Origin of the sequence: Olivibacter domesticus (assembly GCF_900109575.1) — a bacterium.
GTDB lineage: Bacteria > Bacteroidota > Bacteroidia > Sphingobacteriales > Sphingobacteriaceae > Olivibacter > Olivibacter domesticus.
The window spans coordinates 1-17,322 of record NZ_FOAF01000003.1 but is presented as its reverse complement, the minus strand read 5'-3'; the positions used below and the strand labels follow the sequence as shown (position 1 = coordinate 17,322).

The window sequence follows — 17,322 nt, the reverse complement described above, 5'->3', positions numbered from 1 at the left end:
ACCATGAAATAGTGCTTGTATAAAAGAAGGATTAATTTATGCGCTGACTGCGCAGATCTTTTCCCACTTGCTGCGCCCATTGGCAAGGTGCTTTGGCTGGCTTGCTTCGTTGCAATCCGTGGCTTTCATGCCATTTCCGTTCTTCGGAACGTCTGTGCCTGCCAGCAACAGCTCTCCGTTCCATTTAAATATCGCCTAGGAAATTTGCGGTTTGCATGTTGATGTACTACCGTTGTAGCAAAGTTCCAAGCGATGAGTTTTTTTGAATACTTTTTTTGCGGAAAAAAAAGTATTTGGCGGTGTCGCTGCCATTAAGCGACAAATTAATCCTTCATTTTTAGAATGCGGTTTCTCTACGTGAGCTAACTTCTACTATCATTACCATGATATATACTGAGATAGCTGTCGTATCTACTGGGCTCGATTTCGCCTTCTTCCAAAGCAAATAACACAGCACAACCTGGTTCATTGATGTGTCGACAGTTGTTGAATCGACAGTTATGCATCAATTCGCGCATTTCTGGAAAAAAGTGACTGAGTTCTTGCTGCTCAATATCGATAATTCCTAACTCTCTAATACCTGGTGTATCTATAATGGAACCTGCTGTATCAAGATTTATCATTTCTGCAAAGGTTGTCGTATGTTTTCCCTTGTCCGACCAATCTGAAATTTTACCCGTTCGTAATGCAACTTTGGGGACTAAGCTGTTGATAAGCGTTGACTTTCCAACGCCACTATGACCTGATATTAAGGTTATCTTACCTAATAATGCAGCTTGTACAGCCTCCATATTTGTTTTTTTAAGCGCGGAGACTTGAAAACAGGGATATCCTATATTTTCATAAATATTGCGGTATTCTTGGAGTATCTCTAAACCCTCATCACTAAATAGATCGAGCTTATTAAAAATAATACCTGCCGGGATATCGTAAGCTTCTGCTGTTACCAAAAAACGATCAATAAAGCCTAAGGAAGTGGGCGGTGAAGCGAGCGTGACTACTAGAAAAGCTTGATCTAAATTTGCAGCAATAATTTGTGCTTGCTTGGAAAGATTAACAGATTTTCTGATCATATAATTTTTTCGATCAAACAGTTTTGTAATAACAGCCGTTTGTTGATCAGGTTCCATTTCTATTTCAACCCAATCGCCTACAGCAATTGGGTTGGTTGTTTTAATATCTTTCGTTCTAAATTTTCCTTTTATACGACATTCATAAGTAGCATTGCTGTCAACTTGGACAGTATACCAACTACCGGTAGATTTAGTGACAAGCCCTTTCATAAATGTTTAGGACAAAATCGCGGCTAAACCTTTCTTCATACGCGCAATGGTTTTTTCTCGCCCAAGGAGTTTGGCTATATCAAAAACATGGGGGCCAAATTTACCACCCACCAGCATAATACGGAAAGGAAGCATTAATTCACCCAATTTTAACCCGCTCGACTGAATGGCTAATTTATAAAAATGCTCTATCTCCTCTGTATGCCAAGGCTCAAACGCAGCTAAAGCTGGGATAATATTATTAAAAAAGGTGGTTTTTTCATCACTCCACTTTTTTTGTATCGCATCAAGGTCGTAATTTTCCGGCTCAACAAAGAAGAATGAAGCCTGCTCCCAAAAATCGGGAAGGAAAGTGAGTCGGTCCTTTACTAAATCAAAAATGAGCCTTAGGTAGTTATCATCATCAACAACTACTCCATGTGATGTTAAAATATGTTGAATAGAAGGAATAAGCTTGTTGGCGTCTTCGCGCTTTATCCATTCATGATTAAACCATTTAGCCTTTTCAAAATCAAATTTTGCTCCCGATTTGCTAATTCTGTCGATAGAAAATTTTTGAATAAGCTCATCTAGTGAAAAAAGCTCCTGATCTGTGCCATCATTCCAACCCAAAAGCGCCAGCATATTGATAAATGCCTCTGGTAAAAAACCTAGTTCCTTAAACCCTTTCGTGAGATCTCCCGATTTTGGATCTTGCCAGTTCATAGCATATACCGGAAAACCCAATCGATCTCCATCACGTTTACTTAACTTTCCATTGCCATCTGGTTTTAATATCAAAGGAAAATGTGCCCATTGGGGCATGTCTGTTTTCCAGCCTAAATATTCCCATAACAGGAGATGTACTGGAGCCGATGGGAGCCACTCTTCACCTCTAAAGGCATGTGTTATTTTCATTTGGTAATCGTCTACCACTACGGCAAGGTGGTACGTCGGCATACCGTCTGCTTTTAATAAAACTTTATCATCTACCGATGAAGTTTCAAAGCTTACATGTCCGCGAATCATATCATTAAGACTTACTGTCTCATCAACAGGCATCTTAATACGAATGACATAGGGAGTGCCGTTTTCTAATAACGCTTTAACAGCTGCTTCATCAAGGTTAAGGGAGTTTCTTAACTGGTCCCTATTTTCATGACTATATCGAAAATTTGGCGTTAGTTGTCGAAGTTTATCAAGCTCCTCAGGTGTGTCAAACGCATAATAGGCATAACCATTAGCTATTAATCGTTCTGCAAACTCCTGATAGCGTGCCTTGCGTTCACTTTGTCGGTAAGGGCCATATGGGCCTCCAGTTTGAGGACTTTCATCAGGTACTAAACCACACCATGCTAAACAGGAAGAAATGTATTCTTCTGCGCCCGGAACAAAACGACTTTGATCAGTATCTTCTATTCTCAGTATAAAATCACCATTATTACTTTTTGCGAAAAGATAATTGAATAAAACGGTGCGTACACCTCCCAAGTGTAAACCTCCGGTGGGGCTGGGAGCAAATCGAACCCTAACTTTTTTATCTGCTGACATGCTGCAAAGATAGCTATTTGTGTTTAGCCTGAAAGCGAATGCTTGTTCTTAATTATATAAAATTGTACTTTGCGCCTTTGTAGTTATTGGTTGCTCGTTGTTGGTTATTGACTGTACGTTTTGTTGGGTCAACCTTCTCCTTGCATCATTTAAGTAAGAAGGCGAACAACTAATAACAAAGAACTAATAACGATTAAATGAACCCATATCAATATAACCAGCGATGGAAGTTTTTATTACTCATTTTTGCGGCAATAATTGCGGCGGCTTCCTTATGGTATACAAACTATCTGGTACAGAATTTATCGGAGGCAGAACGAACCAAAGCTTCTGTTTGGGCGGTTAGCACAAAAAATATGTATGCCATGCCTGATGTGAATGATGAGTATATTACTTACATCTATAGCGTGCGCGATAGTTTGAAAGTGCCTGCAATTATTACTGATTCAAAAGATAGCATTATTTACTATCGAGGCCTTGATTCCACAAGGACTCTTTACGATATGGGGGAAAATGAATCGCAGGGATCTAATCTCGCCAAATATGATCCTGAATATTTTCAGTATCAATTATCGGTCATGAAAGAGCGTCACCCACCCATTGTGATAGACCTTTCCGGCGGCGAAAAGTGGTATGTATATTATAAAGATTCATTATTGTTAACCCAGTTACGGGTATTTCCTTATGTTCAACTGACTTTAATAGCCATATTTTTGGGAATTGCTTATACCGTCTTTAATGGCATGCGTAAATCGGAACAGAATCAAGTATGGGTAGGGCTGGCAAAAGAAACAGCTCACCAATTAGGCACACCTATTTCATCATTAATGGCTTGGTTAGAACTTATAAAGGTGAAATTCGATGCCGAAGAGGACCCGCTTTTAGGAGAAATGGAGAATGATGTGAAACGATTAGAAATTGTTGCCGATAGGTTCTCCAAAATAGGTTCAAAACCTATACTGGAAAAACAAGCTGTATATCCGGTAATAAATAATTTCGTTCGTTACTTTAAGGTGCGTACGAGCGATAAGATTAAATTTACTGTTTCTGGTGATAAAACGGTTGAAGCACAACTAAGTGTTCCTTTGTTCGATTGGGTGATAGAAAATATTCTCAAAAATGCAGCAAATGCCATTGAATCTGCTGGAGAGATAAATATAATAATTAGTGAAAATATTGCTAAAGAGCAGATATTTATAGATATTAGCGACACAGGTAAGGGTATCCCGAGAAATAAATTTGATGCGGTATTCCAACCAGGCTATACCACGCGAAAAAGAGGGTGGGGATTAGGCCTTTCATTAACAAAGCGTATAATTGAGAATTATCATAAAGGACAAATTTTTGTGAAAGATTCTGAATTGGGAAAAGGAACCACATTTAGAATTATATTAAAAAGCAGTTTAACATATGAGCCAGCTAAAATCTGATGAATTTCCAGCCTATTACGCTACTTACATCGATACCGTTTTGGGGGACGTAATGCATGTCCTTAATGAACAGATTACTAGCTTTCCAGCTTTTTTAGAGGCAATACCTGCCGGAAAATCGGAATACGCGTACGCGGAAGGTAAGTGGACAATAAAAGAAATTGTAGGCCACTTGATTGATACAGAAAGAATTATGGCTTACAGGGCGCTCAGATTTGCCAGAAACGATACAAAAGCGCTTCCTGGTTTTGAACAAGAAGACTACGTTCTGAATGCGCGCTTTAAAGAACGAAATTTAGCCTCGCTTGCGGAAGAGTTTGTTTTATTAAGAAAGTCGAATATGGCACTTTTTAATTCATTCAATGATATAGAACTTAATAGAAAGGGCTTGGCTTCCGATCGGCTGATCAGCGTTAGAGCCTTTCTTTACATCGTTGCAGGACATTTAAATCACCATAAAAATATTATAAAAGAACGCTATCTTGAAACGGTGTTATGATCTGGAATAGGGCATATACTTTAGAAGAGCTGAATAATAGGCCCACTAACAATATGGGAGGCTTATTGGATATAAAATTTGTCGAGATTACTGATCAAAGCTTGGCAGCGACTATGCCGGTAGACGATCGCACCAGACAGCCCATGGGTATTTTACATGGCGGAGCTTCCGTAGTACTAGCTGAAACCGTCGGAAGTGTAGCGTCAAATCTGATTATAGATGAAAATGAATATGCTGGTGTTGGACTGGAAATTAATGCGAATCATTTAAGACCCGTTAAGGATGGGCTTGTAATGGCTATTTGTACACCGCTACATATTGGAACGAAAACACATGTCTGGGATATTAAGCTATATAATAGTCAGCACAAACTAACATGCGTAAGTAGGTTAACTGTTGCTATAGTGCCTAAATATACATAGTAATCCCAAATAGTATCATAGAGAAACATTTTTTAAAACTATTTAAAACTTTCTTTTGTTTTACAAATATCAATAAGGCCAGGTAATGGTTTTGTGATAAGGTTTAGGTTTTTGGAGGCGCCGCGATGAGATATCGAGGCGTTTCTTTTTTGTGTTTTTGATGGGTAAATGAAATTTTCCGTTACTATTTTTTTTCCATGAAGTCATTTTTTAAGTAAAAATCACAAATTAAACAAACGGTTGCGCTCATGTTTTAGTTTAAAATGTGGAAATATTTTGTTAGCCTTGTAAAGGCATTATTAAAATATTGTTATATTCACAAAATTGTCTTTTGAGATACTTAAACTAACAATTTCGCATGAACCAACATTCCAGTACCGACAATATCGGGAAGAGCGCTATTAATCCTATTGTAATTATAGGCGCATTATTTTTTATTTTTGGATTTGTAACGTGGTTAAACTCCGTACTCATACCTTATTTAAAAATCGCTTGTGAGCTTAATCATTTTCAATCTTACCTAGTAGCCTTTGCTTTTTATATTGCTTACTTTGTAATGGCCCCTCTTTCAACAAGAACGTTGAAGATTTTTGGTTTTAAAAATGGAATGTCAGTAGGGTTAATTATAATGGCCATTGGAGCATTAATTTTTATTCCTGCTGCGATGACACGCACCTACGCTTTATTCTTGTTAGGATTGTTTATTCAAGGTAGCGGTTTAGCCATTTTACAAACAGCGTCTAACCCGTATATAACTATTCTAGGACCTGCAGAAAGTGCCGCTAAACGAATTAGCATCATGGGTATCTGTAATAAGTTGGCTGGCGGACTGGCGCCTATTATATTAGGGACTGTGGTTCTCAGTGATGCGGATGCACTCACTGCTCGCATTGAGTCATTGCCGGAGGCGGCTAAAATAATAGAACTAAATGAGTTGGCTTCGAGGGTTATATTTCCTTATGCCTGTATCATTCTGGTTTTAGTTGTGCTAGCCTTTTTGATTTACCGTTCTAGCCTTCCTGAAATTGATACCGATAAAGAAGATGCAGATGCCGTATCTTCAAATGAAGGAAAAACAAGTTTATTTAATTTCCCTCATTTGATGTTGGGATTTTTAACGATGTTTCTATACGTTGGTGTTGAAGTAATGGCAGGAGATACCATAATCAGCTATGGCTCTTCTCAAGGCATTAAATTAGAAGTGGCTAAATATTTTACTATGGGAACTATGTCGTGCATGATTTTAGGGTACGGTATGGGTATTTTATTTATCCCAAAGTATATTAAACAGGAAAACGCAATGAAAATATGTGCTTTACTGGGAATACTTTTCAGCCTGGGTGCTATTTATACCGATAGTTACGTTTCTGTGGGTTTTATTGCTTTACTGGGTTTAGCTAATTCATTAGTTTATCCTGCAATATGGCCTTTGACAATTGTTGGCTTGGGAAGGTTTACCAAAGCGGCGTCTTCTTTGTTGGTTATGGGATTGGCGGGAGGTGCAGTATTACCTGTAATCTATGGCGCGCTAGCTGATGCCTGGAATCCGCAGCAAGCATATTGGATTATGGTGCCCTGTTATCTCGTGATCTGGTATTACGCTGTCGCAGGGCATAAATTGGGCAAAAAATAAAGATTAAAAAATTATCCCGCAGCTTGATTTAGGCTGCGGGTTTTTTATTGCATACAATTATAAAAATTATGAAGAGGGTTATTTTCTTATTACTGGTACTTGCTACGCGCTCAACTTTTGCTCAATTGCCCGAATTTACTACTGTAAAGGAGCTGCCAGATCCTTATCCAGTTGATGCTAATACGTGGAACAACATTGATAAGGGTTTAAAAGCCAGTTTTGTGTCTATAGATGAGTCATTTTTGAAATCAGCGGCACCAAAAAGCGAACAATTGCGTATTAGTTGGAAGGATAAGACTTGGAAGGGTGAGAAAATTCATACGCAAGTGTTGCTGTGGTCAAAGTTTAAGGTAGAAAACGTAAAATTAACACCCTCAGATTTAATTGATGCAAAGGGAAACATCATTGCTAGTAAAGATGTTTCTGCTAATTTTATAAGGTATGTGTTAACAGACCATGCGGGAGATTTAAAATCTGGATGTGGGATTCCCAAAGGCTTGGACACTTCATTAACTGCCGACTTAATTGATGATATTACTGTTTTGCCTATAGAGGCTAAAACAAGTAGGCCTGTATGGCTTAGCCTGAATGTTCCCAGAGATGCAGCTGCAGGTGTTTATAAAGGAACTTTAACTATCTCTGCAACTAATGAGCATTCAATTAGTTTGCCATATGAAGTTGAAGTGCTGAACCACACCCTGCCGATGCCAGAAAAATGGTCTTTTCATTTAGATATTTGGCAAAACCCTTACTCCATAGCAAGGGTTCATGGTGTAAAAGTATGGTCAAATGAACATTTCGAAGCGATGAAGCCGTATATTAAAATGCTTGCTGATGCCGGACAGAAATCTATTACGGCAGATATAATATATGACCCCTGGAATGGACAAACATATGATGTATATCAAGGAATGGTGAAATGGGTGAAGAAAAAAGACGGAACCTGGCACTTTGATTATTCGAATTTTGATAAATGGGTTGAATTTATGGAAGGATTTGGGATAAACAAATTTATCAACTGTTATAGCATGATCCCTTGGAATCTTAAGTTCTATTATTACGATGAAGCAGCCGGAAAAAATGCCGTGTTAACTGCAAAGCCGGGAGAAGAAGCTTATAAGTCGCACTGGAAAAATATGTTGATAGATTTTGCTCAGCATCTTAAGAAAAAAGGATGGTTTGAAAAAACCACAATTGCTATGGATGAGCGTGAAATGGAAGATATGAAAAAAGCTATCGCCATTATTAAAGAAGCAGATCCTGCATTTAAAATTTCATTAGCCGGCAATGATCATCCGGAATTGTACAACGATTTGGTAGACTACTGTGTGGCATTGAGGTACGAACTAAACAAAGATTTAATTAAAGAAAGGCGGGAAAAAGGTTTTACCACCACTTTTTATACTTGTTGCACTGAACTTTATCCAAATACTTTTACTTCTTCTAAATACGCAGAGGCCACCTGGCTTTCATGGTATGCGCTGAACAAGGATTTTGATGGTTATTTACGGTGGGCTTATAATTGTTGGGGGCCAAATCCACTTCAAGATACGAGGGTTGGAACATGGCTTGCAGGAGATGGCTGGTTTGTATACCCAGGAGCTAGAACTTCTGTAAGATTTGAACGATTAATAGAAGGAATACAAGATTTCGAAAAAGTGAAAATCATAAAGAAACATCTCCTAGACCAAAACAAAAGTGATGCGCTGAAAAAGCTCGATGATGTGATAAGCTCGTTTGAATTTGAAACGGTAAATAAAGACAATGCCTCCATTTTTGTGAATAAAGCAAAAGAAGTGTTAAATAGTTTATAAATCAAACAACTAATTGATCTAACATATTAGGCTATATGTGGATTCTTTTTTATCTTCGAGCAATGAACCTATTAAATATTTGGTGTAAACCGACCCACCAACTGGTGAGTCATTCATACCTTAAAAAAACAACCAGCAATATCAATAAACCGCCGAAGGCAGCATGAATGCAATAAAAGGCAAACACAATATGAATAAACAAAAATAAACAGATGAAGAGAATATTTTTAAGTTTAGCTATAGTCTTACTGCTAACGTCCGTTTTGAACATAAGTCAAAGTGCAGCACAAGGATTAAAACTTCCGGCAGCAAGTAGCAAACAGGTGATCACTCAAGATTTAGGCATTAGCCAGATAACACTGACCTATGCTAGACCAAATGTTAATGGGCGTAAAATTTTTGGTGGTTTAGAGCAATACGGAAATGTATGGCGCACGGGTGCCAATGGTGCCACCACCTTATCGTTTAGTGGGGATGTAATTATCAACGGAAAAACATTACCTGCAGGTACGTATGGTTTATTTACGATTCCTGATAAAAATGAGTGGACAGTTATTTTGAATAAAAATAGTGAGCAATGGGGGGCATATGAATATAAGCAAGCTGATGATGTGTTGCGTTTTACTGTAAAACCAGAAAAAACGGCAACAAAAGTTGAAACATTTACAATCAGTTTTCCCGCGGTTACAACCACTACTGCCAAACTAAGTATCGCTTGGGAAAATACTGCTATTTCATTTGATATTAAGGTAGATCAGGATGCCGAGATTATGGCATCTATTGATCAAGCTATGCAAGGGGATAAAAAACCGTATTTAGCAGCTGCCCAATATTATCTTAATAACAATAAAGATCTTGACAAAGCTTTATATTGGGCTGACGAAGCGGTAAAGGCAAATCCTGAATTGCCGTACCCATATTATTGGAAAGCGCAAATTCAGTTGAAAAAAGGCGATAAAGCGGGCGCTAAGGCTTCCGCCACGTTGGGAAAACAGGTCGCAGAAAAGGCAAAGAGTGATGAATATATAAGGTTGAACGATCAAGTTTTAGAGAAGGCAAAATAATTCACTATCTTTGCAATCCGTTTAAAAACAGAGAATAACAATACAATGTTCGATAATTTACAGGATAAGCTGGATAGGGCCTTTAAAGTTTTAAAAGGCCAAGGAAATATTACGGAGATTAACGTCGCGGAAACTATAAAAGAAATCCGTAAGGCGTTATTAGATGCCGATGTTAATTACAAGACTGCAAAGGCCTTTACAGACGATGTAAAGCAAAAAGCGTTAGGAGAGAATGTACTTAACAGCATTTCTCCTGGGCAATTGCTTACAAAGATAATGAACGATGAGCTGACACAGCTTATGGGAGGTTCGGTAACGGAACTTGAAATAGGGAAAAACCCTACTGTTATCTTAATAGCTGGGTTGAATGGTGCTGGTAAAACCACTTTTACCGGAAAACTAGCTAAGTATCTAAAAGAAAAAAGAGGCAAAAAGCCCTTACTAGTTGCGGGTGATGTTTATCGCCCCGCTGCTATAGACCAATTGGAAGTACTGGCTCAGCAAGTAGATGTGCCCGTTTATACCAATCGTGATTCTAACGATCCTATTGCCATCGCGGAGGAAGGAGTGGCCGAAGCTAAAAAGAATGGTTATAATGTCGTTATTGTCGATACCGCAGGTAGATTAGCTATCGACGAAGCCTTGATGAATGAAATTACCGCGGTGAAGGAGGCTACTCAACCACATGAAATCTTGTTTGTAGTGGATTCCATGACCGGACAAGATGCGGTAAATACAGCTAAAACATTTAACGATCGCTTAGATTTTACGGGTGTAGTTTTAACGAAATTGGATGGGGATACCAGGGGTGGTGCAGCCTTATCTATTAAATCAGTAGTTAACAAACCAATTAAATTTATCGGTACGGGGGAGAAAATGGAAGCGCTAGACGTTTTTTACCCCGATCGTATGGCTTCCCGTATCTTAGGTATGGGTGATGTGGTATCTTTAGTTGAGCGTGCACAACAGCAGTTTGATGAGAAAGAAGCTGCAGCACTTCAGAAGAAAATACGGAAGAATAAATTCGATTTTAATGACTTTGTTAGCCAGATCCAACAGATCAAAAAAATGGGTAACATGAAAGATTTGATGGGAATGATTCCTGGCGTTGGAAAGGCTATAAAAGACGTTGATATAGATGATGATGCCTTTAAACCAATAGAGGCTATTGTTGGTTCGATGACTCCCTTTGAGCGTGAAAATCCAGATGCTATTGATCAAAAACGACGCATGAGAATAGCAAAAGGTTCTGGAACGGATATTAATGATGTCAATAAACTTATGAAACAGTTTAATGATATGCGAAAAATGATGAAACAATTTTCCAATCCAGCTGCCGCTGCCAAGATGATGCGAGGTATGCCTCGAACTCCTTTTGGGAAATAAGGAGCGCAACGAATAATAATATTTAAGCGGTATCGTAGGAAGATACCGCTTTTTTTGTTAATTTGGGGTTCCTTAAGAACTATAAACCTATTATCTATGTTAATCAAAACGTTTAGCAGCGCTGTTTATGGAATAAATGCTACCATTATCGCAATAGAAGTTAATATTTCAGCAGGGACACAATATTTTATTGTTGGTCTTCCCGACAGCGCAATTAAAGAAAGTACTTTTCGGGTAGAAAGTGCTTTACAGAACGCTAACTATAGAATGCCCCGACAAAAGATCGTCATTAACCTGGCTCCTGCTGATATTAAAAAAGAGGGGTCTAGTTATGATCTGGCCATGGCAATTGGCATTTTAGCCGCATCAGGACAAATAAATTCCGACAAGCTTAAAGACTATCTTATCTTGGGAGAGCTTTCACTAGATGGGGGATTACAGCCTATTAAGGGGGCATTATCTATTGCTGTTCAGGCAAGAAAAGAGGGATTCAAAGGGATCGTTCTGCCTGCTTCAAATGCTCGCGAAGCGGCTATCGTGGATAATCTGGAAGTATATGGTTTATCAAATATTACAGAGGTGATCCAATTTTTTAACGCCGAAAAAGATTTTGATATCGTAAAAATTGATACAAGGGCTGAATTTCAGAAAAATATTAATAATTATGAATTCGATTTTGCTGATGTACACGGACAGGAGAACATTAAGAGAGCATTGGAAATAGCAGCTGCAGGCGGCCATAATGTCATTCTTATCGGTCCTCCTGGCGCGGGAAAGACCATGTTGGCAAAAAGATTACCCTCCATTTTACCCCCTTTGAATCTCCATGAATCACTTGAAACGACAAAAATCCATTCCGTAGCGGGTAAAATTACTGCAGCTAGTTCTTTAATGACTATTAGGCCTTTCAGAGCTCCTCATCATACTGTAAGCGATGTAGCGTTGGTTGGCGGAGGAGGGAACCCACAACCTGGAGAAATATCTTTAGCACATAATGGCGTATTGTTTTTAGATGAACTGCCTGAGTTTAAGAGGTCTGTATTAGAAGTATTGAGGCAGCCACTGGAAGAAAGGCAGATTACTATTTCACGGGCTAAGTTGACGGTCGACTACCCTGCAAGTTTTATGCTCATCGCCTCTATGAACCCCTGTCCTTGCGGATACTATAATCACCCCGACAAAGATTGTGTATGCTCACCCGCTGTTGTTCAGCGTTATCTTAGTAAGGTTTCCGGGCCATTATTAGATCGCATAGATCTACATGTTGAAGTAACACCGGTGGATTTTCAGAAACTTACCGGTCACTTGGTGCAAGAGAATAGTCGGGATATAAGAGATAGGGTCGTTATGGCGAGAGGATTTCAGGAAGAGCGATTTGAAAAAAATGAAAAGATCCATAGTAATGCGCAGATGGGATCGAAAAAAGTGAGAGAAATTTGTACGGTGAGTCTAGAAGGACAAACACTCTTAAAAAATGCAATGGAGAAGCTAGGTCTCTCAGCGAGGGCCTATGATCGCATCTTAAAAGTGGCAAGAACAATTGCCGATTTGGGAAAGAGTAGTAGTATAGAGACGGAACATCTCGCGGAAGCAATACATTATAGAAGTTTGGATAGAGAGAATTGGGCGGGATAAGAGAGTTGCGAGTTGCTAGTTTTGAGTTGCGGGGACAGATTAGAAAAAGGCAAGGGAATTCGATACAAAAAAGCTTCCCAAAAATTTTTGGGAAGCTTTTTTAATGAGAACATCGTGGAGTTAATGAGTACTCATAACGCACAACGCGTAACTCACAACTAGACTAAGCGCCTAATTGTACGCGTTTAAATGCTGTTACTGTTAGGCCTTTAGAAACGCCATCAAGGAACTGAGCAACACTTTTAGAGCTATCTTTAACAAATTCTTGATTCAATAAAGTAGAATCTTTATAGAATTTGTTCAATTTACCTTGGGCAATTTTTTCCACCATGTTATCAGGTTTTCCTTCAGCACGGATTTGTTCTTTAGCAATCTCTAGTTCACGTTCAATAGTGCGTGTATCTACCCCATCTTTATCTATAGCAACAGGGTTCATTGCTGCAATTTGCATAGCCACATCTTTTCCTGCCTCGTCTGCACCTTCAGCTACTGCGCTTAATCCTACCAATACACCTAAACGGTAGTTGCCGTGGATGTAAGGAACAACTTTTTCAGCAGTAATAACCTCGTATTTAGAAACCTCAATTTTTTCGCCGATTTTACCAGTTTGCTCAATTAACAGATCAGCAACTTTAGATCCGTTGATTTCCAATGATTTTAATTCCTCTACTGAAGAAGGAGATTCGTTAATGGCAGCATTCGCTATACTTTCAGCAAAAGCAATGAAGTCAGCATTTTTTGCAACGAAATCCGTTTCGCAATTTACCTCAACAACAACACCGCGTTTTCCATCAGCAGTTGTTTTTGCAATTACAACACCTTCGTTCGAATCACGATCTTGACGGCTTGCAGCTACTTTAGCGCCTTTTTTGCGTAAGTAATCAACTGCAGCTTCGAAATCACCATTAGCTTCAACCAAAGCCTTTTTACAATCCATCATACCAGCACCTGTTTGTTGGCGCAATTTATTTACGTCTGATGCAGAAATTTGTACTGTAGACATTTTATTTTCCTTTTTATTTTAATTTGCTTTATAAATAAGTGATGGGTTATGGATTACCAAAGGTGAATAAATATATACTATCCACTAAGTAACCCCTAACCCATTACCGGATTTAATTATTCTCCGTCTTTAGCTTCAGTAGCTTCGGCTTTACGTTCACGCTTAGGAGCAACTTCAGCAGCAGGTTCTTCACCGCTGTCTACTTTTGCTTTTGAAGCAGCAGCTTCTTTTTCTGCTTCTTCTTCTTTATCACGTTTGCGTTCTTCTAATCCTTCAATAATTGCCTGTTTAATTACATTCGTAATTAGGGTAATTGATTTAGTAGCATCATCATTCGCCGGAATAGGGAAATCGATGTTTGTAGGATCAGAGTTAGTATCTACCATAGCAAAGGTAGGGATGTTCAATTTCATTGCCTCACTTACAGCGATGTGTTCTTTCTTTACATCGATAATGAATAAGGCAGCCGGTAAGCGGTTTAAGTCTGCAATACCTCCTAATAAGGTTTCCAACTTAATACGTTCCCGTTGAATCATCAATTTCTCTTTTTTAGATAATACATCGTACGTTCCGTCTTTAGTCATTTTGTCGATGTTCGACATTTTTTTAATAGACTTACGCACAGTAGCAAAGTTAGTTAACATACCACCTAACCAACGTTCGGTTACGAAAGGCATATTTACTGCTTTAGCTTGTTCGGCAACAATGTCTTTTGCTTGCTTTTTAGTAGCTACAAATAATACTTTGCGACCTGATTTTACGATTTGTTTGATCGCCGAAGCCGCTTCTTCAAGCTTCGACAAGGTTTTATTTAAATCGATAATGTGGATGCCATTACGCTCCATGAAAATGTACTTCGACATTTTCGGATCCCATTTGCGGGTAAGGTGACCAAAGTGTACACCTGCATCCAGTAATTCCTGATATGTTGTTCTAGCCATTGTTTGATCCTCCTTAAATTAACGTTTACTAAATTGAAATCTTCTGCGCGCTTTACGACGTCCTGGTTTTTTACGCTCAACCATACGGTCATCACGAGTCATTAAACCTTTAGCACGCAAGGCAGGTTTCACTTCTGGGTTTAGCTCAACCAAAGCTTTAGCTATCGCTAAACGCACAGCTTCTGCTTGACCTTTAACGCCTCCTCCAGCTACGTTAACTTTTACATCAAAGTTACCAGCAACACCGGCAACCTCTGTACTTTGAGTAACAATATATTGCAATGGCAATGTAGGGAAATACTCCTTGTAATCTTTACCGTTTACGGTAATGTTTCCGCTTCCTGCTGATAAATAAATACGAGCAACAGCGGTTTTTCTTCTTCCTGAAGTGTTAGTTGTTGACATTTCTTTTCTCCTTAGAATTTAACTGTTTTTGGATTTTGCGCTGCATGCGGGTGCTCTGGACCAGCATATACAAATAGATTTTTGTACAAAGCGCGACCTAGACGGTTTTTAGGTAACATACCACGTACCGCTTTTTCTACAATACGGGTAGGGTGCTTAGCCAATAACTCTTTTGGAGAAATGAAACGTTGACCACCAGGATAACCAGTGTAAGAAACATATTGCTTTTCGCCTAATTTGTTTCCTGTCAACTTAATCTTGTCTGCATTAATAACAATTACGTTATCTCCGCAGTCTACGTGTGGGGTGAATGTAGGCTTGTGCTTTCCTCTGATTACTTTCGCAATTTCAGATGACAAGCGCCCCAAAATCTCATCTTCCGCGTCAACAACGATCCACTCTTTGTTAACGGTGCTTTTGTTGGCTGAGACAGTTTTGTAACTTAACGTATTCACTTGCTTGATTTTGAATTAATTAAATAATATACTTTTATCCCTAATTAAAGGACTGCAAAGGTAGATAGAAAATTTAATATTTGAAAACTATTCTTAAAATATATTTGATAATGAGGATGTTTTCAGCTTTTCGAATATATTTTAATCGCGTAAAATTTAATCGTGTCATTAAATAAGCAACGGTTTATCTAAAAATAAGCTGAGGCGAACTATTTCATAGATTCCGGTTCAATTTTAAAAATCGGATTGTCAGAAAAATTGAAACTAAGCTAAGTCCGATGATGAGACCTGTCCAAATACCTGGCGCACCCATATCGAAATGAAAAGCCAGTAAATACCCAATGGGTAAACCTACTGCCCAGTAGGCAATACCTACTAAAAGTGTTGGAACCTTAACATCTTTCGCGCCACGGAGCAATCCTACACCAACTGCCTGCGTGGCGTCAGAAATTTGAAAAATGGCTGCAAAGATCAATAAGTAAGAGGCGAGTGTTACAACCGCTATATTATCGTTAAAGATTCGGGGTAGAAAATTATTAAAGGAGATAAAAACAATAAAACAGAGGATGCCATAAGCTAATGCCGTTAACATGCTGCTTTTTCCGATGGTGAGAATATGTTTCCAATCATTTCTGCCATAAGCATTGCTGACACGAATAGCACCTCCCTGTGCTAAACCCATAGACACCATAAATGTAAATGCTGCGCAATTCATGGCTATTTGGTGGGCCGCTTGCTCAACGGCACCAATCGTTCCAACTAAAATTGCAGAAACAGCAAAAACGCCTACCTCCATGCCGGCCTGTAGGCTGCTCGGAATACCGATTCCTAATAGCTCTTTTATAGTCGACCAGCTAAATTTCCAGTTTGCTCGACCGGCAGCAATATATCGCCTAAAAGTTTTATGTTTAAAAATAATAATCGCCAAGGCTATGAAGATGAGCGTGCGGGTAATTAAAGTACCCCAAGCAGCACCAACCAACTCAAGTCGTGGAAAGCCCCAGTTTCCAAAGATAAACAGCCAGTTTAAGAACGCGTTTAAAGGTAAGGCAATTAAAGACAGCGTCATGGCGGTGCGGGTGTACTCCAGCCCGTCTGTAAACTGTTTTAATGTCATGAATAGGATCATCGGGATGATGGATATCCCTATAATTCTTAAAAATGGAATCGCCATCTCCGCCACCTCGGGGTCCTGCTTAAGGTGAAATAAAATACTTTTGCTGCACTCTAATCCAATAGAAATAATAATCGCAGCAACTGCACATAATAAAAATCCATTATATAGGTAATGGGATACTTTTTGTGCATCGTTGCGACCATGAGCCATGGCAACCATTTGGGAAACGGACATAGTTAAACCTATTCCAAATACAAAAGGAATATTAACTACACTCATTACCAAAGCGGCAGCGGCAAGCTGTTTATAACTGACCGATCCCACCATCGCAGTATCAATCAGACTAAGGGCCATCTGTGCTAATTCTCCTAATATGATAGGACCCGCGAGCTTCAAAGTCTTGCCCGCCTCATTACGAAGCAATCCTAATCCGTACATGTGCTATAGAAAAAGAAACAACCCGCCTATTAGAGCAGGTTCAGTTTATGAATATAGTTTAATATAAGTTTCGATAATCCAAAAATCTTGATATCTAAGGAACGTAAGACCTATTCAATAACAAGAAAGGAGAAAAAAAAATCTCTGCGTAAGAAACCAGAGATGTATAAAAAGCGGTCCGGACGGGACTCGAACCCGCGACCCCATGCGTGACAGGCATGTATTCTAACCAGCTGAACTACCGGACCAATTTTTTATGTTTAAGAA

At 39.0% G+C, this 17,322-nt stretch carries 16 protein-coding genes and 1 tRNA gene; 8 read left to right on the top strand and 9 right to left on the bottom strand.

The annotated features are described in order from the left end of the window. Positions 1-31: 31 nt before the first annotated feature. The 3 genes from BMY50_RS28160 to gltX all read right to left on the bottom strand — a co-directional run bounded on the left by BMY50_RS28160 (position 32) and on the right by gltX (position 2,813). The gene (locus BMY50_RS28160) at positions 32-184 is read right to left on the bottom strand and encodes a hypothetical protein (RefSeq protein WP_162276599.1); all 153 of its coding nucleotides are present in this window, start codon (positions 182-184) and stop codon (positions 32-34) included. Between the two features lie 178 nt (positions 185-362). Continuing rightward, positions 363-1,283 (bottom strand): ribosome small subunit-dependent GTPase A, encoded by a 921-nt coding sequence (gene rsgA / locus BMY50_RS14500; protein ID WP_093325946.1) that lies wholly within the window; start codon positions 1,281-1,283, stop codon positions 363-365. A gap of 6 nt (positions 1,284-1,289) precedes the next feature. Then, positions 1,290-2,813, bottom strand: a complete 1,524-nt coding sequence (gltX, locus tag BMY50_RS14495; protein ID WP_093325944.1) for a glutamate--tRNA ligase — start codon at positions 2,811-2,813, stop codon at positions 1,290-1,292. Between the two features lie 197 nt (positions 2,814-3,010). Between gltX and BMY50_RS14490 the strand changes: the two genes are divergently transcribed. The 8 genes from BMY50_RS14490 (at position 3,011) to BMY50_RS14455 (ending at position 12,696) form a co-directional block, all read left to right on the top strand. Next, entirely contained in the window at positions 3,011-4,243 is a 1,233-nt protein-coding gene (locus tag BMY50_RS14490; RefSeq protein ID WP_093325941.1) for a sensor histidine kinase, read from the top strand. After that, the gene (locus BMY50_RS14485; protein ID WP_093325937.1) at positions 4,224-4,742 is read left to right on the top strand and encodes a DinB family protein; all 519 of its coding nucleotides are present in this window, start codon (positions 4,224-4,226) and stop codon (positions 4,740-4,742) included. Before BMY50_RS14490 ends, BMY50_RS14485 begins: the two co-directional genes overlap by 20 nt. Further along, positions 4,739-5,164 (top strand): hotdog fold thioesterase, encoded by a 426-nt coding sequence (locus tag BMY50_RS14480; RefSeq protein WP_093325934.1) that lies wholly within the window; start codon positions 4,739-4,741, stop codon positions 5,162-5,164. Before BMY50_RS14485 ends, BMY50_RS14480 begins: the two co-directional genes overlap by 4 nt. 358 nt (positions 5,165-5,522) lie before the next feature. Continuing rightward, positions 5,523-6,797, top strand: a complete 1,275-nt coding sequence (locus BMY50_RS14475) for a sugar MFS transporter (RefSeq protein WP_093325931.1) — start codon at positions 5,523-5,525, stop codon at positions 6,795-6,797. A 68-nt stretch (positions 6,798-6,865) separates the two neighbouring features. Beyond that, complete coding sequence (locus BMY50_RS14470; protein ID WP_093325929.1) at positions 6,866-8,611, top strand: DUF4091 domain-containing protein; 1,746 nt, start codon at positions 6,866-6,868, stop codon at positions 8,609-8,611. Between the two features lie 212 nt (positions 8,612-8,823). Next, complete coding sequence (locus BMY50_RS14465; protein ID WP_093325926.1) at positions 8,824-9,675, top strand: DUF2911 domain-containing protein; 852 nt, start codon at positions 8,824-8,826, stop codon at positions 9,673-9,675. Positions 9,676-9,720: 45 nt separating this feature from the next. Then, complete coding sequence (gene ffh, locus BMY50_RS14460; protein ID WP_093325924.1) at positions 9,721-11,061, top strand: signal recognition particle protein; 1,341 nt, start codon at positions 9,721-9,723, stop codon at positions 11,059-11,061. Positions 11,062-11,157: 96 nt separating this feature from the next. Then, complete coding sequence (locus tag BMY50_RS14455) at positions 11,158-12,696, top strand: YifB family Mg chelatase-like AAA ATPase (RefSeq protein ID WP_093325922.1); 1,539 nt, start codon at positions 11,158-11,160, stop codon at positions 12,694-12,696. Positions 12,697-12,859: 163 nt separating this feature from the next. Here BMY50_RS14455 and tsf read toward each other — a convergent pair whose 3' ends face one another. The 6 genes from tsf to BMY50_RS14425 all read right to left on the bottom strand — a co-directional run bounded on the left by tsf (position 12,860) and on the right by BMY50_RS14425 (position 17,303). After that, positions 12,860-13,699, bottom strand: coding sequence for a translation elongation factor Ts (tsf, locus tag BMY50_RS14450; RefSeq protein WP_093325920.1), 840 nt, complete (start codon positions 13,697-13,699; stop codon positions 12,860-12,862). 116 nt (positions 13,700-13,815) lie between these two features. Then, entirely contained in the window at positions 13,816-14,640 is an 825-nt protein-coding gene (rpsB, locus tag BMY50_RS14445; RefSeq protein WP_093325917.1) for a 30S ribosomal protein S2, read from the bottom strand. A gap of 18 nt (positions 14,641-14,658) precedes the next feature. Then, positions 14,659-15,045, bottom strand: a complete 387-nt coding sequence (gene rpsI / locus BMY50_RS14440; RefSeq protein ID WP_093325914.1) for a 30S ribosomal protein S9 — start codon at positions 15,043-15,045, stop codon at positions 14,659-14,661. An 11-nt stretch (positions 15,046-15,056) separates the two neighbouring features. Beyond that, on the bottom strand, positions 15,057-15,500 hold the full coding sequence (gene rplM, locus BMY50_RS14435; RefSeq protein ID WP_093325911.1) for a 50S ribosomal protein L13: 444 nt from the start codon (positions 15,498-15,500) through the stop codon (positions 15,057-15,059). 214 nt (positions 15,501-15,714) lie between these two features. Beyond that, the gene (locus tag BMY50_RS14430; protein WP_093325908.1) at positions 15,715-17,055 is read right to left on the bottom strand and encodes an MATE family efflux transporter; all 1,341 of its coding nucleotides are present in this window, start codon (positions 17,053-17,055) and stop codon (positions 15,715-15,717) included. Positions 17,056-17,229: 174 nt separating this feature from the next. Continuing rightward, a tRNA-Asp gene (locus tag BMY50_RS14425) sits at positions 17,230-17,303 on the bottom strand. Positions 17,304-17,322: the final 19 nt, after the last annotated feature.

What these genes read in the sequence shown, in the direction of transcription:
- BMY50_RS14470 (WP_093325929.1), top strand. Translation starts at nt 6,866, where the DNA reads ATGAAGAGGGTTATTTTCTTATTACTGGTACTTGCTACGCGCTCAACT.
- BMY50_RS14465 (WP_093325926.1), top strand. Translation starts at nt 8,824, where the DNA reads ATGAAGAGAATATTTTTAAGTTTAGCTATAGTCTTACTGCTAACGTCC.
- tsf (WP_093325920.1), bottom strand. Translation starts at nt 13,699, where the DNA reads ATGTCTACAGTACAAATTTCTGCATCAGACGTAAATAAATTGCGCCAA.
- BMY50_RS14480 (WP_093325934.1), top strand. Translation starts at nt 4,739, where the DNA reads ATGATCTGGAATAGGGCATATACTTTAGAAGAGCTGAATAATAGGCCC.
- rpsB (WP_093325917.1), bottom strand. Translation starts at nt 14,640, where the DNA reads ATGGCTAGAACAACATATCAGGAATTACTGGATGCAGGTGTACACTTT.
- gltX (WP_093325944.1), bottom strand. Translation starts at nt 2,813, where the DNA reads ATGTCAGCAGATAAAAAAGTTAGGGTTCGATTTGCTCCCAGCCCCACC.
- ffh (WP_093325924.1), top strand. Translation starts at nt 9,721, where the DNA reads ATGTTCGATAATTTACAGGATAAGCTGGATAGGGCCTTTAAAGTTTTA.
- BMY50_RS14455 (WP_093325922.1), top strand. Translation starts at nt 11,158, where the DNA reads ATGTTAATCAAAACGTTTAGCAGCGCTGTTTATGGAATAAATGCTACC.
- BMY50_RS14485 (WP_093325937.1), top strand. Translation starts at nt 4,224, where the DNA reads ATGAGCCAGCTAAAATCTGATGAATTTCCAGCCTATTACGCTACTTAC.
- rpsI (WP_093325914.1), bottom strand. Translation starts at nt 15,045, where the DNA reads ATGTCAACAACTAACACTTCAGGAAGAAGAAAAACCGCTGTTGCTCGT.
- BMY50_RS14490 (WP_093325941.1), top strand. Translation starts at nt 3,011, where the DNA reads ATGAACCCATATCAATATAACCAGCGATGGAAGTTTTTATTACTCATT.
- rsgA (WP_093325946.1), bottom strand. Translation starts at nt 1,283, where the DNA reads ATGAAAGGGCTTGTCACTAAATCTACCGGTAGTTGGTATACTGTCCAA.
- BMY50_RS28160 (WP_162276599.1), bottom strand. Translation starts at nt 184, where the DNA reads ATGGAACGGAGAGCTGTTGCTGGCAGGCACAGACGTTCCGAAGAACGG.
- BMY50_RS14475 (WP_093325931.1), top strand. Translation starts at nt 5,523, where the DNA reads ATGAACCAACATTCCAGTACCGACAATATCGGGAAGAGCGCTATTAAT.
- BMY50_RS14430 (WP_093325908.1), bottom strand. Translation starts at nt 17,055, where the DNA reads ATGTACGGATTAGGATTGCTTCGTAATGAGGCGGGCAAGACTTTGAAG.